At 43.5% G+C, this 20,524-nt stretch carries 17 protein-coding genes; 5 read left to right on the forward strand and 12 right to left on the reverse strand.

Translation table 11 applies throughout. The features are described from left to right. Nucleotides 1-71: 71 nt before the first annotated feature. The 3 genes from P5683_RS14520 to arsS all read right to left on the reverse strand — a co-directional run bounded on the left by P5683_RS14520 (nucleotide 72) and on the right by arsS (nucleotide 2,754). Nucleotides 72-941: a class I SAM-dependent methyltransferase gene (locus P5683_RS14520; RefSeq protein ID WP_006624779.1), complete on the reverse strand. Its 870-nt coding sequence runs from the start codon at nucleotides 939-941 to the stop codon at nucleotides 72-74. 65 nt (nucleotides 942-1,006) lie between these two features. After that, complete coding sequence (locus tag P5683_RS14525; RefSeq protein ID WP_006669992.1) at nucleotides 1,007-1,639, reverse strand: TVP38/TMEM64 family protein; 633 nt, start codon at nucleotides 1,637-1,639, stop codon at nucleotides 1,007-1,009. A gap of 128 nt (nucleotides 1,640-1,767) precedes the next feature. Continuing rightward, nucleotides 1,768-2,754 carry an arsenosugar biosynthesis radical SAM (seleno)protein ArsS gene (gene arsS, locus P5683_RS14530; protein ID WP_006624781.1) on the reverse strand — a complete coding sequence of 329 codons (987 nt, stop codon included), beginning with the start codon at nucleotides 2,752-2,754 and terminating at the stop codon, nucleotides 1,768-1,770. A gap of 206 nt (nucleotides 2,755-2,960) precedes the next feature. On the opposite strand from arsS, the gene P5683_RS14535 reads away from it, so the two are divergent. Next, nucleotides 2,961-4,307 carry an ion transporter gene (locus tag P5683_RS14535; RefSeq protein WP_006624782.1) on the forward strand — a complete coding sequence of 449 codons (1,347 nt, stop codon included), beginning with the start codon at nucleotides 2,961-2,963 and terminating at the stop codon, nucleotides 4,305-4,307. A gap of 18 nt (nucleotides 4,308-4,325) precedes the next feature. Here the strand turns inward: P5683_RS14535 and P5683_RS14540 are convergent, their stop codons facing one another. The 3 genes from P5683_RS14540 to P5683_RS14550 all read right to left on the reverse strand — a co-directional run bounded on the left by P5683_RS14540 (nucleotide 4,326) and on the right by P5683_RS14550 (nucleotide 8,695). Beyond that, nucleotides 4,326-4,616 (reverse strand): hypothetical protein, encoded by a 291-nt coding sequence (locus P5683_RS14540; RefSeq protein ID WP_008049677.1) that lies wholly within the window; start codon nucleotides 4,614-4,616, stop codon nucleotides 4,326-4,328. A gap of 262 nt (nucleotides 4,617-4,878) precedes the next feature. Further along, the gene (locus tag P5683_RS14545; protein ID WP_006624785.1) at nucleotides 4,879-6,477 is read right to left on the reverse strand and encodes an NAD(P)H-quinone oxidoreductase subunit 4; all 1,599 of its coding nucleotides are present in this window, start codon (nucleotides 6,475-6,477) and stop codon (nucleotides 4,879-4,881) included. A gap of 145 nt (nucleotides 6,478-6,622) precedes the next feature. Further along, nucleotides 6,623-8,695: an NAD(P)H-quinone oxidoreductase subunit 5 gene (locus P5683_RS14550; RefSeq protein ID WP_008049675.1), complete on the reverse strand. Its 2,073-nt coding sequence runs from the start codon at nucleotides 8,693-8,695 to the stop codon at nucleotides 6,623-6,625. 360 nt (nucleotides 8,696-9,055) lie between these two features. Between P5683_RS14550 and P5683_RS14555 the strand changes: the two genes are divergently transcribed. Then, nucleotides 9,056-10,681 carry an NAD(P)H-quinone oxidoreductase subunit 4 gene (locus P5683_RS14555; RefSeq protein ID WP_006624787.1) on the forward strand — a complete coding sequence of 542 codons (1,626 nt, stop codon included), beginning with the start codon at nucleotides 9,056-9,058 and terminating at the stop codon, nucleotides 10,679-10,681. A gap of 159 nt (nucleotides 10,682-10,840) precedes the next feature. Here P5683_RS14555 and P5683_RS14560 read toward each other — a convergent pair whose 3' ends face one another. Further along, nucleotides 10,841-12,214, reverse strand: coding sequence for a UDP-glucose/GDP-mannose dehydrogenase family protein (locus P5683_RS14560; protein ID WP_006624788.1), 1,374 nt, complete (start codon nucleotides 12,212-12,214; stop codon nucleotides 10,841-10,843). 107 nt (nucleotides 12,215-12,321) lie between these two features. Continuing rightward, entirely contained in the window at nucleotides 12,322-13,260 is a 939-nt protein-coding gene (locus P5683_RS14565) for a UDP-glucuronic acid decarboxylase family protein (RefSeq protein ID WP_006624789.1), read from the reverse strand. Between the two features lie 133 nt (nucleotides 13,261-13,393). Here P5683_RS14565 and P5683_RS14570 point away from each other — a divergent pair, with 133 nt between their 5' ends. Continuing rightward, nucleotides 13,394-13,957, forward strand: a complete 564-nt coding sequence (locus tag P5683_RS14570) for a Uma2 family endonuclease (RefSeq protein ID WP_006624790.1) — start codon at nucleotides 13,394-13,396, stop codon at nucleotides 13,955-13,957. 44 nt (nucleotides 13,958-14,001) lie between these two features. Here the strand turns inward: P5683_RS14570 and P5683_RS14575 are convergent, their stop codons facing one another. Then, nucleotides 14,002-15,012, reverse strand: coding sequence for a pentapeptide repeat-containing protein (locus tag P5683_RS14575; protein ID WP_006624791.1), 1,011 nt, complete (start codon nucleotides 15,010-15,012; stop codon nucleotides 14,002-14,004). A 355-nt stretch (nucleotides 15,013-15,367) separates the two neighbouring features. Here P5683_RS14575 and P5683_RS14580 point away from each other — a divergent pair, with 355 nt between their 5' ends. Further along, on the forward strand, nucleotides 15,368-16,054 hold the full coding sequence (locus P5683_RS14580) for a late competence development ComFB family protein (RefSeq protein WP_006624792.1): 687 nt from the start codon (nucleotides 15,368-15,370) through the stop codon (nucleotides 16,052-16,054). A gap of 126 nt (nucleotides 16,055-16,180) precedes the next feature. Here the strand turns inward: P5683_RS14580 and P5683_RS14585 are convergent, their stop codons facing one another. Then, complete coding sequence (locus tag P5683_RS14585; RefSeq protein ID WP_006624793.1) at nucleotides 16,181-17,128, reverse strand: calcium/sodium antiporter; 948 nt, start codon at nucleotides 17,126-17,128, stop codon at nucleotides 16,181-16,183. Between the two features lie 304 nt (nucleotides 17,129-17,432). Between P5683_RS14585 and argS the strand changes: the two genes are divergently transcribed. After that, on the forward strand, nucleotides 17,433-19,190 hold the full coding sequence (gene argS / locus P5683_RS14590; RefSeq protein ID WP_150105289.1) for an arginine--tRNA ligase: 1,758 nt from the start codon (nucleotides 17,433-17,435) through the stop codon (nucleotides 19,188-19,190). Nucleotides 19,191-19,479: 289 nt separating this feature from the next. On the opposite strand, the gene P5683_RS14595 is transcribed toward argS, so the two are convergent. Beyond that, on the reverse strand, nucleotides 19,480-19,983 hold the full coding sequence (locus tag P5683_RS14595) for a hypothetical protein (RefSeq protein ID WP_006624795.1): 504 nt from the start codon (nucleotides 19,981-19,983) through the stop codon (nucleotides 19,480-19,482). A 92-nt stretch (nucleotides 19,984-20,075) separates the two neighbouring features. Continuing rightward, nucleotides 20,076-20,426, reverse strand: coding sequence for a YtxH domain-containing protein (locus tag P5683_RS14600; RefSeq protein WP_006624796.1), 351 nt, complete (start codon nucleotides 20,424-20,426; stop codon nucleotides 20,076-20,078). Between the last annotated feature and the right edge of the window lie 98 nt (nucleotides 20,427-20,524).

Genomic DNA, 20,524 nt, shown 5'->3' on the forward strand with positions numbered 1-20,524 from the left:
GGATTTACCAGTGTTATCTGTGGGAATTGAGATTGACAGCAGAACCCGCCCCTACCAAAGTATTAATTATCTTAGGCTGGGGCAGGAAATGGGTTATGATTGGGCTGTTGTTCCCATTGTGAATTGATGTTGGGGGAATGGTTAATAATCGGTTTGAGACCTACGGTAACTTGATTTATCCACCATATATCCTCCGATCGCACTTTCGCAAAACCCGCCGCCCCAAGAGTTGCATCAACGCTTCCGGTGGCATAATCTTTGAGATAGGGTTCCTCAAAAATTTCGGTTAGCCAGGGGTTTTGGCGTAAGATTTTCTGATGACCGTCAAGAATCATTACTTCTCCCCCGGCTTTCAGAAGTCGGAAAGCCTCCCGCGCTATGGCTATGGCTATTTCTGGGGGGGTTTCATGGAAAAGCAGGGAAGCGGAAACTAAGTCAAAAGATTGAGATTCAAAGCGATCGCTTTCTTCTGCTAAACCATGATAGAATTTGATATCTAAGCCGGCTTGTTTGGCTTTAGTTTCCGCCACCGCCAACATATAGGGAGATAAGTCTAAGCCGATCACTTCGGCATTAGGAAAGGTTTGTTTTAATAGTAGGGTAGTTGAACCTGTGCCGCACCCTAGGTCTAATATGCGTCTAGGTTTAACGGTAATGGTATCAATAGCTTCTTGGCGGACCCAGGTTTCATTGGGGGGAATGGCGTATTGGGTAATGGGGTCGTAGGTGAGGGCGGCGCTTTTATTCAGGTATCCTCCCTCGATACCGTGAAAGTCTTGGGTTTGGTAATATTGGGGATAGACGAGGTTGGGGTCAGTAAGGCGATCGCACACTGATTCCCAATCGATACTTTTGTCCAAGTTATCGATCGCTTCTCGGTCTACCAATAATTTGAACATGGGCGCTAAATAGCGCTCAAAAATTGTATCCTGACGTGGCATGACTGCGACCTGATTTTGGGCAAAGCTGCCACCATTATAACTAATTTTTCTCGATTGGGAAGGTTTTAGGATCGTTCAGGACCGGCGATTTTCTCATTTAACGCACGGCGGGCGATTTGGGTGACATAGACCGTGACGGCTACGGTGGCTACAAGTCCCACGCCATAGAGTATCCACTCCCCTGTTGTGCGCGATCGCTCAGTTCCCAGGGTGGCTAAACTACCCGCAATAGATCCAATATACACATACATGACTGTTCCTGGCATCATACCTATCCAGGAAGCCAGAAAATAATCTTTTAGGGAAACTTTGGTTAAGCCCAAACTATAATTTAGCAGGTTAAACGGAAAGATGGGCGACAGGCGCAGGAGTCCTACGATTTTCCAGCCTTCCTTCCCTACTGCATTATCGATCGCTTGGAATTGGGCTTGACCTGCGATTTTTGCCGATACCCAACCCCTAGCTAAATATCGCCCGATTAAAAAAGCACAAATTGCCCCCAAAGTTGAGGCGATCGATACATAAACAGAACCCCAAATTACCCCGAAGACAAACCCCGCACCTAGGGTTAATATCGAACCCGGTAAAAAGGCAACAGTTGCCACAATATACAGGAGCATAAATACTCCCGCCCCCCAGCCGCCTAAGCTGTCTATCCACTCGATCGCATTTCTTAATATATCTTGAATTGCCAACATTTTTGCCAAACTCACCTTATAACTTATCCGCTAATTAGCCAGGAATTATCATTGATTTTACTTGACATATTCCCGGCTTTATGGTAGGCGATAGTCAAGGGTATGAGCCTAAACTAGCCCCCAAATCATTATGTTAAAGCACCTCCACAACTAGAACCGCAGCCCGCAGTACAACCATAGCAATAGGCTTCAGTGTGGACGGTTTGAATGATATCTAAACTGTCAGCTTCCAGAAGTGTTTGAACTGTGATATTTTGACCATCAGGGGTTCTGGCGGGTCGATTTTCCATCTGGTTAAAATCACAGTCGTAGACATTTCCCAGATAATCAATTGATAATTCATTCCGACACATGAGATTTTCCACGGTATCAGGATTATAGTTATCCGCCAAAAAATCTAAGTATTTATCGTGGAGTTTTTGACGCTGTAAAAATAACTTAGTGCGACCTATGGGAAGGTTGGTAATGGTGAGAAGTTGATTAAACTCAATATCGAATTTCTCTCGCAGATAGACCTTATAGGCTTGTTGTAGGTTTTCCTGTTGGGGGGGGAGGGAAAAGCTGTCTGAGGTGGGTAAAGCTGGGTTATAGACTAGATCTAAAATCAGATCCGGCGCGTGACCATATCCTAGCTGGTTGAGTTTTTGAATGGCGGCGATCGAGTCTTGATATACCCCTGAACCTCTCATGCGATCGACATTATCTTGCAAATAGCAGGGTAAAGATGCTATAATCCTGACTTGGTGGTGGCTACAGTAGGCGGGGATATCCTCAAATCCCTTAACCAAATAAATAGTTAAGTTGGAACGGACAATTACTTGTTTATTGAGGGATTTCGCCACTTCTAATAATGGCTTAAAACCATAATTTATTTCGGGCGCACCACCAGTTAAATCTACCGTTTCAATTTGTGGAAAACGCCGAATTAACTCAATTAATTGTTCACAAATTTCTGGGGTTAATTCTTCGGTGCGTCGCGGACCAGCTTCTACATGACAATGAGTACAGGCGAGGTTACAGCGTTTTCCTAGATTAATCTGTAAAACCCTAATCGAGTTTTTGGTTAAAGGGGATTTAATTGTTTCGTGAAATGGTGCGATCGTGGTCTGAATCATGATTAATTGGCTAGTACTATGATGATCAGTTATTGTAACAACTATCTAGCTAAAATTACCGGAAATTTTGAAAACACAAGTTTCTTCCCCAGTCTATCTCAGATACCATATTTATGCCATGGTTAGATCTAATCATAGCTGAAAATTTCTAAAATTATCCCATGTTTGGTAATCGCGGATACAGTCAATCAGGAGAGATGATATAAATGCAAATCTTTGACCCAGAATCAAAAGAAGTTTTTTTATGGGAATGTTTATTAGTTTTGGTGATACTATACAATTTTGTTGTTATCCCATTTCGCATAGCTTTTGATACCACTACTTCCCATTTATGGTTAGGGATAGATTTAGCCGCAGACTTAATTTTCATCATGGATATTTTCCTAAGATTTAGGATGGCATATATTGACCAAGGAGAATGTATTACAGACCTGCAAAAAATCGCTCAAAATTACCGGGCTACATATTTGAAAATGAACCTAGCCGCTAGTCTCCCCCTGGATTTAATGGCTAGGCTATTTTTTCCTCAATTATCAGTATTGATATTGGCTATCCTCAGAATACCGAGGCTGTTGAGACTGTCGCAATTTTTTAGAATTTTTCGGCGATGGGAGACTAATGTTAAAATTAATCCAGCCCTAGTGCGTATGACTGAGTTAGTGCTGATTATATTTCTGATTGATCATTGGGTCGCCTGTATCTGGTTTTGGATTGGTAAGTCAATGATTGCTTACGGAGACTCTTGGTTAATTAATTCTAACTTAGATACAGCCCCCATAGCTACCCAATATATGAAATCTCTATATTGGTCAATTACTACTTTAACAACTGTCGGTTATGGCGATATTACCCCCACCAGTAACTTAGAGATTGCATTTACTTTAGTTGTAATGATTTTGGGGGTGTCTATGTATGCGTTTATTATTGGTAATGTGGCTTCTGTGGTCAGTAGTTTAGATGCTAGTCAGGCTAGGTTTAGAGAACAACTTGATCAAGTTCAGTCTTATATGCGCGATCGCCAAATTCCCGCTTTTTTACAGGCGCAGGTTAGGGACTACTATCAATATCTGTGGGAATGCAACCGAGACACATCATTTGACCGGGATTTTCTTGATGAAATCCCCAATTCTTTAAAAACCAAAATTTATCTGTATTTGTATCAGGAATTATTGGAAAAAGTCCCCCTATTTAAAGATGCTGATCCGGCTTGTATTGAAGCCTTAGTGGTTAAACTAAAGCCGAGAATATTGCCACCTAATGACTATATAATTAGGGAGGAACAGTTAGGACATGAAATGTATTTTATCCAACGGGGAGAAGTGCAAGCCTTTTCCGAGAAAACTGGAAAAGTATATAGAATCATGTCAGCCGGGTCATTTTTTGGCGAAATTGCTCTACTTTATTCTACCCGTCGCACAGCTTCGGTTAAAACCCTCAGCTATTGTGAGCTTTTTGTGCTGTTAAAAGAAGATTTTGACAGTGTTTTAGAAAACTATCCGCAATTTTCTAAAAAAGTCAAAGAAATCGCCGAACAGCGGTATAATACGGAATAATTAATCAGAAAAGAAAATTCATAACAATTCTTCAAATGGTGGGATGCTAGAGTTATTACTAGGTTGAGCATTAATATCCAATCGATTCATGATATAGACAACCCCCGCCGCAATAAACAACCCTAAAACTAAGCCAATAACTACTAGAAACAGAAAGGAATTTTTGAGATTTTTAACCACTCGCGGATCATATTCATTAAATTGCAGGTCTTCGATTTCTGATTCCGAGGGATGATGGATATTGCTTAATCCATTGGGGGATTGATGATTTTTATGAGAATTAGGGTTCTGATGGGAAAATGGATTCATGAGCTTTCCTGGTATCAACAAGACAAGACTATATACAATTATATCATATATGGTTTTCACCAGACCAGCGGCCATAAGTCTTTTGTGAATTTACCCCCCCACATACTAAGCAACCCTTGTGTCAATCATTGGCTAGTGAAGGCGGGTTCATTATTGTGATTGACCTGGTGGGTCAGCAGCCGACGAGAATAGGTAAAATCAAAAAATCCCCCCAGCAGTTGGGGGGGGAATGATTAATTAGGTATTGAATTGGTTAAATTGGTTAATTCTCAGACAGGGACTTACCGATAATGGGAGCATTTAGAGAAACCAATTCTTGAGTATTGGTAGCAATGGGATTATTGTTAACCAAAGTGGGGACAGACTGCCGCATTAAAGCGGTGAGTTGAGTTGTGGTTGAATCATACATTTGTGTTACCACTTTGGGATATAACCCAATGCCAATTATCGGCACTAATAAACAGGCGATAACGAAGACCTCGCGGGGTTCTGCATCTACGAGTTTTTCGTGGGAGGTGAGTTCCTGATTTTCAGGGCCATAGAGAATTTCCCGCAGCATGGACAGCAGATAAATTGGGGTAATAATTACACCTACGGCGGCGAGGAAGACGACTAAGACTTTAAAGGTGGCATTGTAAGCGTCACTGGTAGCAATACCAATAAACACCATTAATTCAGCCACAAATCCACTCATTCCAGGTAGGGCTAGAGATGCCATTGAACAAGTAGTCCACATGGCAAAAACTTTCTTCATCTTTAAACCAACCCCCCCCATTTCATCTAACATGAGGGTATGGGTGCGGTCATAAGTACAGCCGACCAGGAAGAATAAACTAGCCCCAATTAAGCCATGGGAAATCATCTGCAACATGGCACCACTGAGGCCTATTTCTGTGAATGAGCCCATACCAATTAACACAAACCCCATGTGAGAAATTGAGGAATAGGCAATTTTGCGCTTGAGGTTGCGTTGGGCGAAAGAAGTGAAGGCGGCATAGACGATGTTAACTACGCCTAAAATCACTAAAATGGGGGCGAAGGTGGCATGGGCATCGGGTAGCATTCCCACATTCATGCGTAGCAAGGCATAACCGCCCATTTTTAGGAGGATACCCGCTAGTAACATATGGGCGGGGGCGGTAGCTTCTCCGTGGGCATCAGGTAGCCAGGTGTGAAGGGGAAAAATGGGTAATTTGACCCCGTATGCAATCAGAAAGCCACCATACAGGAGTAATTGTAGTTTAATGGGGAAGTCCTTAATGGCGATCGCCTGCATATCAAAGGTAACAGCATCGCCATAGAAAGCCATAGTCAGGGCTGCCACCAAAATAAACAGGGAACCGCCTGCGGTATACAAAATAAACTTAGTAGCCGCATACAGGCGCTTTTTACCGCCCCAAATTGAAAGAATTAGGTAAACCGGAACTAATTCCAACTCCCAAACCAGGAAGAATAACAACATATCCTGGACAGCGAAAACGGCAATCTGACCGCCATACATCGCCAACATTAGGAAGTAGAAAAGTTTGGGCTTAAAAGTCACTGGCCAAGCGGCTAAAATCGCTAGGGTGGTGATAAATCCGGTGAGGATAATTAGGGGCATAGATAAGCCATCAGCCCCCACAGACCAACTCAAACCGATTTCGGGCAGCCAGTCATAACGTTCTACCAACTGTAAACCGGGGGTATTCAAGTCATAGCCAGTACAGAAGGCATAAACAATAATTGAAAAGTCAATCAATCCCACGATTAGGGCATACCAGCGCACCGTTTTCCCTTCTTTATCAGGGATAAACGGTAGAAAAAGTGATGCCACAATGGGAAACAGAATTGTAATCGTCAGCCAAGGAAAATTAGCCATTGTCATGTTTTAGTTGTCCTTTCACGCTTAGGACACAAGCGCCAATCATTCACTACAAGATTGGGAAAGTGTTGTGAATCTAATGGTTAGTTAAACCGGAGATTTTCCACTTCCCCAAATTACGGAAACACGGGGGTAATTGCAGTTAGCCAATGCCGGAAAATACGACAAAGCCGAGGACTGCTACAAATACAATTAGGGCGTAAAATTGAGCGCGACCATTCTCTAAGTATTTGAGACCTTCTCCGGTGACTAAAGCGACTAAACCTGTTAAGTTAACAGCACCATCAACAACTCGATAGTCAACTTCGAGAATTTGACGGGCGAGGCGGCGACTTCCTTTGACAAAAAGGAGGTCATTAATATCGTCGAGATACCATTTGTTTAGGGAGAATTGGTAAAGAGGTTGGATTTTTTTAGCGATCGCATTTGGAGCTATTTGATGTTTCAAGTACATCAAGGATGCCAAAGTAATACCAATCAAAGCAATGCCAACGGAACTCCCCGCCATAATCACAAATTCGCCGAGTTCAAACTCAGCCAAATGTTCCATAACCTCGGCTATTGACTCCCCAGGAGCATGAATAAACATCTCGAAATAGTTATTAAAGGGAGTTCCTAATAACCCAATAAACACAGAGGGAACAGCCAAAGCCATCAAAGCTATAGTCATAGTCCAGGGAGACTCATGGGGGCTATCACTATGACCATGACCGTGATTATGACCATGACCATGATCATCGCTATGTAGTTCCTCTGGGTTCATCGCACCCGGACCAAAGGCATAATTAGGGCCGTTAGCCTCCGCCGTTAGCTGTTGCTGTATGGTTGTATCATTACCCCGAAATTGACCTTCAAAGGTACTGAAATACATACGGAACATATAAAATGCCGTAATACCAGCCGTTAGCCAGCCTACCACCCACAAGGCAGGATTAGAAGCAAAGGCACTGCTGAGAATCTCATCTTTTGACCAGAAGCCAGCAAAGGGGGGAATGCCGCAAATAGCCAGAGTCCCAATCAAAAAGCAGGTGCTAGTGATGGGCATATATTTCCGCAGTCCCCCCATTAGTCGCATATCCTGGGCTAGAACCGGGTCGTGCCCGACTACGGCTTCCATACCATGAATAACCGAACCGGAACACAGGAACAACATTGCCTTAAAGTAGGCGTGGGTCATTAGGTGGAACAGTCCGGCGCTATAAGCACCGACACCCATTGCCATGACCATATAGCCTAGTTGGGAAATGGTGGAGTAGGCGAGTCCTTTTTTGATGTCGTTTTGGGTGATAGCGATACTAGCGCCTAGAAATGCAGTAAAGCAACCTGTCCAGGCGATCGTAGTCATCACCACGGGGATACCCTCAAACACCGGGTACATTCTGGCGATCAGGAATACCCCAGCCGCTACCATGGTGGCGGCGTGAATGAGAGCGGAAATCGGGGTCGGGCCTTCCATTGCGTCTGGAAGCCAAACATGGAGGGGAAATTGAGCCGATTTCGCCACGGGACCTAAGAACACTAGGATGGCAAATAGAGCAGCCAGCGCCCCACTAATGGACCCGCTTTCTACTAGGTGTTCTAGACGAGACCCCATTAACTCAAATTCAAAGGTGTTAGTCGCCCAATATAAACCGAGGATCCCTAACAGCAGACCGAAGTCACCGACACGGTTAGTGATGAAGGCTTTTTGACAGGCATCTGCTGCTGGTTTGCGATCGTACCAAAACCCGATCAGTAGGTAGGAAGATACCCCCACCAATTCCCAGAAAATATAGACTTGTAGCAGGTTGGGACAAACTACCAGACCCAACATAGACGAGCTAAATAGGCTCAGATAGGCATAAAAACGAACATATCCTGGATCATGAGCCATATACCCGTCGGTGTAGACCATTACCAATAGGGCTACAGTCGTGACGATCGCCAACATCACAGCGGTCAGATGGTCAATTGTGTAGCCCATACTGATTTTAAAGTCTCCAGCCGCCGCCCACTCAATTATACGAGTGTAGGATTCATGGCCGTTGATTTGACTGGCTAGGAGAGCAAAGGACAAAACCATTGATGCACCTAACAGGGAAATCAGGAATATAGCGCTTCCCTGTCTAATTTTGTTAGTGGCTTTGTTCAATGAGATTAGCCCTATGCCTACCAGCATTGCACCAAAGAGGGGCAACACCGGAATTAACCAGGCATATTGATAAAGGGGTTCCATAACTGATGACAGCTTTATACTTCTTAACAAATGGGTTAAACCGATCCCAATTGTGACACAGAGTTTGTCGCTTCTGAATAAATATCCATCTTTTTCAACCAAAGTCCCTAGAAGTGGTCCACCGACCCCATTTTTTAATAGACTCAAATGAGTTGACATACCTATAACCATAGACTATAATCAATCTTGACAGTCAAGGATCACCCAGGACACAAAAAAAAACAAAGCCTGAAACCCTGACTGTCAAGTGAATTCAGACAATCTCGAAACAAAATTTGCCAAAAGGCTTAACAAAACTTTACTCTTTGAGTATAATTCACTAACAACCAACCAATAGGTATTTATTCTCACACACTGACCATGAGCAGTCAAATTCCCTGGTTAACAGCAATTATCCTATTTCCCCTGTTGGCATCCTTTGCCATTCCCCTAATTCCCGACCGAGAAGGCAAAACTATCCGCTGGTATGCCCTAGGAGTCGGTTTGCTCGACTTAGTTCTGACAATTGTATGCTTCTTTTCTAACTACAATCTCAACGATTCAACATTCCAACTAGCCGAAACCTATAGTTGGATTCCCCAATTAGGCATGAACTGGTCAGTAGCAGTAGACGGCCTATCAATGCCCCTAATCGTGCTAACAGGTTTCGTTAATACATTAGCTATTCTAGCTTCCTGGCGCGTCACCAACAAGCCCAGACTATTTTATTTCCTCTTATTAGTGCTGTACTCCGCCCAAATGGGGGTATTCGCAGCCCAAGACCTGCTATTATTTTTCCTGATGTGGGAACTAGAACTGGTTCCCGTTTATATCCTGATTTCCATCTGGGGTGGAGCCAAGCGCCTCTATGCAGCTACTAAATTCATCCTATATACTGCCCTAGGTTCCATCTTCATCCTAGCCGCCGCCCTAGCCATGGCATTCTACGGCTCCAACCCCAGTTTCGACATTAGCACCCTCGCTCACAAAAACTATCCCCTAGCCTTAGAATTATTCTTGTATGCAGGCTTCCTAATTGCCTTCGCCGTCAAACTCCCTATCTTCCCCCTCCACACATGGCTACCTGATGCTCATAGCGAAGCATCCGCCCCTGTATCAATGATTTTAGCGGGTGTTCTGCTCAAAATGGGTGGTTACGGCTTAATCCGCATGAACATGGAAATGCTACCCAACGCTCACCTGTATTTTGCCCCAATTCTGGCAATTCTAGGAGTGGTTAATATTGTCTACGGTGCATTAAGCGCCTTTGCTCAAGATAACCTCAAACGTCGATTAGCTTGTTCCTCTATCTCCCACATGGGTTTTGTCCTCCTGGGTATTGCTTCCTTAACTGAATTGGGACTGAACGGCGCGGTTCTGCAAATGATTTCCCACGGTTTAATCGCCGCCATGCTGTTCTTCCTAGCAGGTGTTACCTACGAACGTACCCACACCCTATCAATGGCAAAATTAGGCGGTATGGCTAAGGATATGCCTAAAGTGTTTGCCCTCTTCACTGCTGGTTCAATGGCTTCTTTAGCACTACCTGGAATGAGTGGTTTTGTCGGAGAATTAACTATCTTCCTCGGTATCACAACTAGCGATATCTACAGTTCCAGCTTCAAAATTGTAGTGATTGGTTTAGCTGCTGTCGGTCTAATTTTAACCCCCATTTATTTACTGAACCTATTGCGGGTTGTCTTCTACGGTGAAAATAGTGGCGGATTCAACATTGATAAATATCTGGGAGATGCCCAACCTCGCGAAGTGATGATTGCTACCTGTTTGCTATTACCAATTATCGGGATTGGTTTATATCCCAAAGTAGCTACTCAAACCTATGATGTAAAAACTGTTGAAGTTGCTTCTCAAGTCCGTGAAATCTTCCCGGTATTTGCTCAACAACAACGCGGTTCGGTGCTTTACTCAGGCGGGTTTGTAGCTCCCAAAATCGCCCCCGATACCTCGGTAGAAGCTCTCCTACCTACTAACGATTCTAACGCCTAGAATCGTGTGTAATTAACCGCTAAATCAACAAATAAATAAAGACGGAAGGTTGGTAATATCTTCCGTCTTTTAATTGGGGAGAAACCAGATTTATCAATATATCCAATATATCTCTTTCTGATTAGTGATAATTAGCAGATTAAACTAACTCATGATAAGTTAGTGTCCAATTCCCACATATTGGAAACCAAGTTCTTGGAGTTTTTCGCGGTCTAAGAAATTCCGACCATCGATGATAACAGGACTGTGCATAGATTTAACCATTTTGGCATAGTTAAGGTTTTGGAACTGTTCCCAATCGGTTACTAAGACCAAAGCATCACAACCCTCAGCCATCAATTCTGGGTCGGTTTCCACCATCACATTAGACAGACCATGACGCATTCCGCTTTGGGAAATAATCGGGTCATAGGCTTTCACCCTGGCTCCCAAACGGCTGAGTTGTTCAATCAAATTCAAAGCGGGTGCATCCCGCATATCATCAGTATCCGGCTTAAAGGTTAACCCCAGTAAACCAATGGTTTTCCCTTTCAGAATTTTGAGAACTTGCTGCAATTTTTCGATCGCAATTACCCGCTGCTGATTATTGACCTCTACGGCTGATTTCAACAGTTTGGCATCATAATTATAATCATCGGCGGTATGAATTAAAGCCGAGACATCTTTAGGGAAACAGGACCCCCCCCAACCAATACCAGCTTGCAGGAATTTGTTACCAATACGGGAGTCTAAACCGATACCAGTGGCTACCTGTTTAACATCAGCACCAACGCGATCGCAAATATTGGCGATTTCATTAATAAAACTGATTTTAGTCGCCAGGAAGGAATTAGCCGCATATTTGACCATTTCCGCAGAACTTAAATCAGTCATCACCACCGGAACCGGAGGTAAATCGGGATCATCAGCATATTTACGGTCTACAATGGGTTGATATAATTCCTGCATCAGACCCAAAGCCTTTTGGCTATTGCTTCCCAAAACAATGCGATCGGGATTAAAAGTATCAAAAATCGCCGAACCTTCCCGCAGAAATTCCGGGTTACTAACCACATCAAACTGCAATTCTCCCGCCGACCCAGAAGTTCCTTGTTCCTTTTGTTGTTCAGTAAAACCATCAAGAACAATCATCCGCACCCAGTCCCCCGAACCGATAGGAACCGTAGACTTATTCACCACCACCTTATAACCAGATCCACGGGTCAAATTAGCGCCAATTCCTCGCGCCACTGCTTCCACATATCGAGTGTCACTTTCTCCTGTTGGTAGGGGAGGGGTTCCCACCGCAATAAACAAAATATCCCCATGTTCAACCCCAGCTTTCAGGTCAGAAGTAAAAGACAACTTCCCAGACTCCGCACAGGACTTCATCAACTCCGAAAGTCCCGGCTCATAAATTGGGGACTGTCCCGACTTCATCAACTTAACTTTTTCTTCGTTGTTGTCCACACAAATCACATCATGACCTGTATGAGCCAAACAAACCCCGGTTACTAAACCCACATATCCAGTACCGATTACACAAACACGCATACAAACTTCCTCAAATGATTGATACAACAGGAGTTATAGCAGTGCCATGATTTATTAGCACAACCATTTAGAATTGTAGAAGACCCATCAATCGGCAATTACCTAAACTACTTACTCTCAAGGATAACCCGACTCCGAAAATCTTCAATGGTTAGCTCGAGTCCATCATCTAAATGTACCGTAGGTTCCCAATTAAGATACTTCTTGGCTTTGGTAATATCCGGTTGTCGCTGCTTCGGATCATCTTGGGGTAAGGGTTTATATTGAATCTCGGCATCAGGATTAATCATCTGTTGAATTTTGGTAGCCAACTCCAAAATCGTATATTCTCCCGGATTACCCAAATTAACTGGCCCTATATACTCCCCATTCATCAGGCGAATCAGTCCTTCCACCAAATCCGAAACATAGCAAAAACTACGGGTTTGGGAACCATCACCATAAACTGTTAAAGGAATTCCCCGGATAGCTTGGACAATAAAATTGCTCACCACCCGTCCATCATTTTCCAGCATACGGGGTCCAAAGGTATTAAAGATGCGCGCCACCCTAATATCTACCTTATTTTGATGGTAGTAGTCAAAAGCCAGAGTTTCCGCTACCCGTTTCCCCTCATCATAACAGGAACGGGGACCAATACAGTTAACATTACCCCGATACTCTTCAGTTTGGGGGTGAACATCTGGATCTCCGTAAACTTCTGAGGTGGAAGCCAGCAAAAATCGAGCCTTGACCCGTTTGGCTAAACCCAGCATATTCAAAGTCCCCATGACATTAGTTTTAATGGTCTTGACCGGGTTGTATTGATAATGTACTGGGGAAGCAGGACAAGCCAAGTGATAAATCTGATCCACCTCTAGGCGAATTGGCTCAGTGATATCATGGCGGATCAGTTCAAAGTAAGGATTCCCTATCCATTTAAGAATATTCTGCTTATTCCCCGTGAAAAAGTTGTCCAGACACAGAACATCGTGTTTCTGTTCCATTAGTCGGTCAATCAAATGGGAACCAATAAATCCGGCTCCACCCGTTACTAATATTCTCATACCCTCAACTCCTACTTGGCTGAATGTCCTAAACTGTAGATGTTATAGTTGGTTTAGGCTTAACTTGGTGGCCATGTATGCCAACTCATCTCTTGTCTAAGATACAATCCAGTTTACTCTTAACAGAACTGACATGATTACAATTGCTCAACCTCAGCTTGAGTTGGAGGAGTTTCTGAAACTTCCGGAAACTAAGCCAGCTTCAGAATTTATCAATGGAGAAATTACTCAGAAAGTTATGCCACAGGGAGAACATAGTTCAATTCAAGTCGATCTTTGTGAAGCTATCAATCAGGTAGCCAAGACTCAGAAAATTGCTAAGGCTTTTCCTGAATTGCGCTGCACTTTTGATGGCAGGTCAATTGTGCCAGATATTTCTGTATTTCGCTGGTCCAGGATTCCTCGCGAACCTTCCGGGAGAATTGCTAATCGCTTTCAAACATATCCTGACTGGTGTATTGAAATTTTGTCCCCAGAACAAAACTTGACCAGAGTTCTGTCTAAGTTGTTATTGTGTTCAAGAAATGGTACGGAGTTGGGATGGTTAATTAATCCAGATGAAGATGGCAGTGTCATCCTGGTGTTTCCTGAACAAAAAATAGAGTTGTATGAGGGAGATACTGTGCTACCTGTTTTGGATGGTATCCAGTTGGAATTAACACCCAATCAAATTTGGGGATGGTTGAGTTTTGATTGAACTATCCCCAATTTATGGGTATCTTTATTGCCATAATCGTAGATTTAGGTCAACTCTTCTGGGTTGACCAATGATGAGTCTTGAGGTAGTCCTAAACTCAAGATAAAAGTCTTAGAATAACGAGCCTGTTCCCAATTTTTGGCTACTCTAATTTGTTGGGGGGTTAATCCCTGAGCATTTTGCAGGTTAGCGCTTTGTAAATTGGCTTCTTCAAAATTCACCCCGGTTAAATTGGCATCTTTAAGATTGACTCCCCGCAAGTTGGCTCGTTTAAAGTTGGCATCCTGAAGATAGGCTCCCTGAAGGTTTGCACCTTTTAAATTTGCTTCTTGAAAGTTGGCTCCTTGTAAGTTTCCTAAAATATAGGCTCCCTGTAGGTTGGCTTGCTGTAAATTAGCTTCTAATAAATTGACTCCCTGAAGTTCAGCATTTTCTAAGTTGGCTGCATTTAGGTTGACTTTCTGGAGTTGGGTAAGCAGAAAAAAACATTCCTGTAAATTGGCTTTCCATAGGTTAGCGCCTTGGAGTTGGGTGAGTTCAAAGGTACTGCCTTTTAGGTTGGCTTCCTGGAGTTTAGCGGTTTTTAGATTTGCTTCTTTGAAGTCGGTGTCTACCAAGGTCACTTGTTCCAGATCAGCCATTGGTAAAGATAAACCTTTAAGACTTACTCCGTCTTTTGATAATTCTTCTAGGGCTTTAATGCGAGCATGGCTAATTTTAATGCCTTGAGCTGAGTCAATGACTTGCCATGCTTCGTAATGAGATTTCTTTTTTCCTTGTCTGACATAAATTACTAATGCTGTGACAATACTGATGCTTTCAAATGTGCCAAGAATTCGGGACTTTTCTAGGGCATTTATAAAGAATTTACCCCATTCTGTGTTGGCTTGTAGGGTGTCTTCTATATATAGGATTGCAGAAATTAACAGGAAAACAGCTACTAAAATTAACACGATTTCTATCAATTCTCGGAGTAGTTGGGCTAAGGCTCTAACCAGTTTAGATAGTTGTCTGCGGTTGAATATTTTGGACAACTGCCATTTTAATCTATTCATAATTGGTTAATATATATTGAGTATAAATGGTGACTAACTAGGTGTTAGTCAAATTTACTATCTATTATAAATCTACTGTCACGATAAATATCAGGACTAAAAGTACATCCCTCAAGGTGACTAGCCAGCTCATCAGATCATGGTCCTGTAACTTGTCCTCGCAGTCTTGGTGGGTGGTAATACCCATGATGGGCATAACCCCTTATTATATTGTTGTTCTTTACAAACCTCTGGGATTTATAAAATTTGCTCAAAATTGCGTAAATTTTTGATAAGGAGACAGAGAATATTGAGCCAATCCACAAGTAATATGCTACTGATTTAAATATAGAACTATTACTATATAATTCATGAAATGAATACTACTAACGATAACAAACCGCCACAATACCAAAATGTGATGGAGATTTGGGTAGATGAAGAAATTGATCGTCAGTTACAGCGTCTGTCACAGAATTTACTAAAGTATATTAGTCGGGTTGAAGTAGCAACCTATGCTCTTAACCGTCTGCCGCCGTTGTATGCGTCTTGTCAGGAGGGTAGAAACAAACAGGAGCAACGAGCGAAAACCTACAGGGGTAAAATCCAAGAAACGGTGCGTCAGGCGATCGCTGCTGTTCAGCGAGATCCAATTAGATTATCCACCCCGTTGATATCTCCCGAAGAAGTCCAGTACGAGCAAACTATCCGGGAACTAATAGATTTGTTACCGAAACAAACAGATGCTCGTAACAGTGCGATTAAACTGCTCAAGGATGCGATCGCACCATTAGCATCTCCCCCGACTTCTCCTACTCCTCCTCCCCCTCCGCCTCGGAGAACTGTAGCGGGTCGGAAAGTTCCCCGTGAACCGCTTCTGAGTCACCGAGATCAGATTCAAGAGCAGCTTAGAATTGCCAAAACGCTGAACGGTGATCCTTCTGAGTCATCGGGAACCGAGAAAACAGGCGATCGCAGTTGGCCACAGTCCCGCCAAACCACCGTCAGTCATCGAGAGCAAATCGAAGAACAGCTTAAACTGGCAAAAAAAAGCCAACTCTGATGATTCTGACGCAGCCAAATCAACTTGAGACTCCCTTCGCCTCTGTTAATCATCAGTAGGAGCGAAAAATCTCCCCCCTACTGATGACTGGCTATTGGTTGGGGGAGTTATTCTGCTGGGGACAGTTTATAACCAGCCAAAAATGTGACCAACAAACCAACCGTAAAGCACAAAAAATAGCAATCCTTCCCATTGTGTTACCTGTTTATCTTGGGTGACAAAGAAAAACAGTAAAGTCGCCGCCAGCATGACCGGAAGAGCATTAATTAAGATCTCATCAGGGATATCTAACGGTTTAATCAGTCCCGGCACTCCCATAACGATTAAGGAGTTAAAAATATTGGAGCCGACCACATTTCCGATCGCCACTTCTGCATTACCTTTTCGAGCGGCAGAAATAGTGACTACCAACTCCGGTAAAGATGTCCCTAAAGCCACTACAGTAACGGCAATAATCTCAGTTCCCAGATGGAAAATTTCTGAGAGTTTAATAATCGATTCAATGGTATAGTTAGCGCCGACAAAGATAAAAACCGCGCCCAAAATCACAATCGCCAAATTCACAATCACAAATCGAGTGGAGTTCACCTCCTCGTCAATTTGCTGGTCATTATCCTCTTGACCTTCTCGGATAATATAAACCAGATAAATCACAAATCCGATGAGACATAACAGAGCTTCTCCGGTGGTGAAAAAATCATCACTAATGGTAAAATAGAGCAAAATAGCGGAACCAACCAACATAGGTAGATCCACAGAAATCAGGTCATAATTAATCTTCATCGGACTACTGATAACGGCGGCAACCCCAACAATCAGAAAAATATTAGTAATATTAGAACCAATAACATTACTAGCTACAATTTCTGATGTATCTCGATAAACGGCTACCAGAGAAGAAACCAGTTCAGGAAGAGAGGTACCGATCGCCACAATGGTCACGCCCACAATAAAGGGACTCAAGCCGAAAAATAGCCCCAGTTTACTAGCTGATTCTGTAAAGGAATCCGAGGCATAGATGAGAACCGCCAGACTAACTGCAAAAATCCCTATCCAAATAAGTGCTTCTAACATTTTGACTGCCTGTTGTCCATCAAGTAAATAGTGAGCCCCAAGAGAGCGCGGTTTAATTTATTTTTATTTTATATGGCTTGTGTATATTTGGGTAAATATAGATTCTGTTCTGTGAAAAAACCGGGATTTAATAGTCCATAAATCCACATAACTAAACAACGAAGAGTTGACCTAATGCGATAAAATCAGCCAGTATAGATGTTGATCACCCTTGGGGATGGTCAAAGGGCCGATTTGTATATAATCGGCAAAAAATATCATGTTTTCTGTAATCCAACCACTGCGTAATCGGCAGCCGAAAATTATGTCTTCTCTAATCCAACAGATGCGATCGCGATTTGAAACAGCCCTAACTGATGCCTTTGGGGAAACCGTCAGCGGGACTGATCCATTAATAGTTAACAGCAGTAACCCCAAATTCGGGGATTATCAGTGCAACGTTGCCATGTCCCTAACCAAAAGGCTCAAAAGTAACCCTCGCCAGATAGCCAGCACCATTATAGAGCATCTTCAAATTGATGATATCTGCTCCCCTCCAGAAATTGCCGGACCTGGGTTTATCAATTTGCGCCTCAAATCAGAGTACCTAGAAACCCAACTTAATGCTAAATTAACTGACCCTCGGTTAGGAATCGCCCCGAATGGAAACCCACAAAACGTGATTGTAGACTTTTCTAGCCCCAATATTGCCAAAGAAATGCACGTTGGTCATTTGCGATCGACCATTATCGGGGACTGTATCGCCCGGATTTTAGAGTTTGAAGGTCATCAGGTGCTACGACTGAATCACGTTGGCGACTGGGGGACACAATTCGGGATGTTGATTACTTACCTACAGGAAAAATACCCCTCAGCCTTAACTACTGCTGACGTTTTAGATATTGGGGATTTAGTCGAGTTTTACCGTCAAGCCAAAAAGCGGTTTGATGAAGATGAAGAGTTTAAAGAAGCCTCTCGCGAGCAGGTAGTCCGTTTACAATCAGGAGCCGAGGATAGTCGCCGCGCCTGGGAATTGCTTTGTGATCAGTCTCGCCGGGAGTTTCAACAAATCTATGATCGCCTTGATATTAAACTCACCGAAAGGGGTGAATCATTTTATAATCCCATGTTGGCGGAAGTGGTGGCGGATTTGGAAGCATCTGGGTTATTGGTGGAAGACCAAGGCGCAAAATGCGTATTTTTAGAAGGATTTACCAATAAGGAAGGAGACCCCCTACCATTAATCGTGCAGAAGTCCAATGGCGGCTATAACTACGCTACTACGGATTTGGCCGCGGTGCGTCATCGGATTAACACGGAAGGTGCTACTCGTCTAATTTATGTCACTGATGCAGGTCAGGCTAATCATTTCGCCCAGGTGTGGCAGGTGGCCCGTCGGGTGGGGTGGATACCGGATGGGGTGGATGTGGTCCATGTTCCCTTTGGTCTCGTTAAGGGAGAGGATGGGAAAAAGCTAAAAACTCGGTCTGGGGAAACGGTCAGGCTGCGGGATCTTTTGGACGAAGCGGTTAAACGCGCTCAGGAGGATTTGGAAACTCGCCTACAGCAGGAAGGACGCGCAGAGTCTCCAGAATTTGTGCATCATGTGGCGGAGGTGGTTGGTATTGATGCGGTTAAATATGCTGATTTGAGTCAAAATCGCACCAGTGATTATATCTTTAGTTTTGATAAGATGCTGTCTCTACAGGGTAACACGGCTCCCTATATGTTATATGCCTATGTGCGGATTCAGGGGATTAGCCGTAAGGGGAGTATTGATTTTGAACAGGTGGGGGATAGGGCGAGTATTCATTTACAAGACCCTTCTGAGTTGACTTTGGCTAAACATTTACTACAATTACATGAGGTTATCGATACGGTAGCCCAAGAGTTGTTGCCGAATCGATTGTGTCAGTATCTGTTTGAATTGAGCCAGAAGTTTAATCAGTTTTACGATCGCTGTCCAGTTTTGAAAGCTGATGAATGCGATCGCGCTTCTCGTTTAGCTTTGTGTCACTTAACGGCTGAAACTTTGAGGCTGGGTCTATCCCTATTGGGGATTTCGGTATTAGATCGAATGTAAGGGCTTTGCCTAAACTTTACAAATTTTTGCATAAATTTCACACAATATGCTTGTTTTTTGTGCTTCTATGGGTTATTATCTAACTTATAGAATCCGAAAAGACCTTTACCTAACTGGGAAAAACGGATAACTAGACTGACTATTAAATTGGGTGGTCTACTCGATATTTGACTGGACACTGATAGGGGACTTTTTTGAAAGTTCCCTTTTTTCATGGCTAGGGCTGGGAACTGTGGATATTCAATAATTATTACTGGTCAATTACTTAGATATTTACCATGGCTTTTTTTCAATCGTAGGGCTGTCGGGTTTCAGAATCATAGTCTTCATAGGAGGGTGGGTTTCCCCCTAATTGAAGTCGATCGCGATCGGATGGTAGTCTCTGGGAGGAGCGTTCTGGGGGTAAACTGGGTTGGTGGGAAGGGCGACCTTTACCCGTGAAGGTTCCCCAACCGACACGGATACCTGCGACAATACTCCCAGTCCCGATTTTTAGTTGTTTCGCTTGTTGTTTAGCGCTGCTAATACTGCGATCAACTTGTTTAACTACTTGGTTAGCACTTTGGACTCCTTCGGCTACATCATCTGTCAGATCGCTAATTTCCATCCCCGTTAGGCGAATAGCCTCTAGGGTGGGAGGAAATTCCCGCGACAGGGTATCAGCTAATTTTTCGACGCTGCGTGCTGCTCTCCCCAAGGCGAGTATCGCCGGGAGTGCTGCAATTAATAAGGCGGTCAGGCTGACTGCAACCAATAATAGGGACAGTCCTAGCCAAAAAATAGGATCAAGCACAACAATGGTAGGATTCGGCGATAACGGACAACACTATGATATCGAAACTGGCGATCGCTAGTGTCTCTTCGCTCCAAACACGATAACTATTTTTAGCGGCGATCGCTTTTCGTCTCCTGGGGTTCAGCCAAATTCTGATTCTCAAGTTCCGATAGAGTCTGACGTTCCATCTGACTCGCTTCTAGTCCGGCGGCGATCGCTTCTTTTAGTCGCACTAGCGTATCATCCCAACTACGCAAAGCTGATGCTGACATTCGTTCAGCTTGATTTTGCACTGTGGTTGATACATCTTCCGCTAACTCCGGGAGAGTCGCCGCCGATTTTTGTAATAGTTTTCGAGTCTCGCGACCAGACCGCGGCGCAATCAGTAGACCGACTACTGTACCAAGGGCAGACCCAATCACTAGACCGCTAACAAATAATCCAGAACGGTTTTTTGACATATTTTCTGATCAATATCTGTACATATAATTTTAGGCAATCTGATGAAGCTCACCCCACCTGCCCAAGGCAGGTGGGGGTGTCGGTGCTAACCTGGAAT

It is taken from the genome of Limnospira sp. PMC 1279.21, assembly GCF_032349615.1.
GTDB classification, from domain to species: Bacteria; Cyanobacteriota; Cyanobacteriia; order Cyanobacteriales; family Microcoleaceae; genus Limnospira; species Limnospira fusiformis.

Excerpts from the sequence above, each read along its gene's own strand:
- P5683_RS14525 (WP_006669992.1), bottom strand. The coding sequence starts at position 1,639 with ATGTTGGCAATTCAAGATATATTAAGAAATGCGATCGAGTGGATAGAC.
- P5683_RS14545 (WP_006624785.1), bottom strand. The coding sequence starts at position 6,477 with ATGGCTAATTTTCCTTGGCTGACGATTACAATTCTGTTTCCCATTGTG.
- P5683_RS14580 (WP_006624792.1), top strand. The coding sequence starts at position 15,368 with ATGAATACTACTAACGATAACAAACCGCCACAATACCAAAATGTGATG.
- P5683_RS14550 (WP_008049675.1), bottom strand. The coding sequence starts at position 8,695 with ATGGAACCCCTTTATCAATATGCCTGGTTAATTCCGGTGTTGCCCCTC.
- P5683_RS14560 (WP_006624788.1), bottom strand. The coding sequence starts at position 12,214 with ATGCGTGTTTGTGTAATCGGTACTGGATATGTGGGTTTAGTAACCGGG.
- arsS (WP_006624781.1), bottom strand. The coding sequence starts at position 2,754 with ATGATTCAGACCACGATCGCACCATTTCACGAAACAATTAAATCCCCT.
- argS (WP_150105289.1), top strand. The coding sequence starts at position 17,433 with ATGTCTTCTCTAATCCAACAGATGCGATCGCGATTTGAAACAGCCCTA.
- P5683_RS14570 (WP_006624790.1), top strand. The coding sequence starts at position 13,394 with ATGATTACAATTGCTCAACCTCAGCTTGAGTTGGAGGAGTTTCTGAAA.
- P5683_RS14540 (WP_008049677.1), bottom strand. The coding sequence starts at position 4,616 with ATGAATCCATTTTCCCATCAGAACCCTAATTCTCATAAAAATCATCAA.
- P5683_RS14600 (WP_006624796.1), bottom strand. The coding sequence starts at position 20,426 with ATGTCAAAAAACCGTTCTGGATTATTTGTTAGCGGTCTAGTGATTGGG.
- P5683_RS14585 (WP_006624793.1), bottom strand. The coding sequence starts at position 17,128 with ATGTTAGAAGCACTTATTTGGATAGGGATTTTTGCAGTTAGTCTGGCG.
- P5683_RS14535 (WP_006624782.1), top strand. The coding sequence starts at position 2,961 with ATGCAAATCTTTGACCCAGAATCAAAAGAAGTTTTTTTATGGGAATGT.
- P5683_RS14555 (WP_006624787.1), top strand. The coding sequence starts at position 9,056 with ATGAGCAGTCAAATTCCCTGGTTAACAGCAATTATCCTATTTCCCCTG.
- P5683_RS14565 (WP_006624789.1), bottom strand. The coding sequence starts at position 13,260 with ATGAGAATATTAGTAACGGGTGGAGCCGGATTTATTGGTTCCCATTTG.
- P5683_RS14520 (WP_006624779.1), bottom strand. The coding sequence starts at position 941 with ATGCCACGTCAGGATACAATTTTTGAGCGCTATTTAGCGCCCATGTTC.
- P5683_RS14575 (WP_006624791.1), bottom strand. The coding sequence starts at position 15,012 with ATGAATAGATTAAAATGGCAGTTGTCCAAAATATTCAACCGCAGACAA.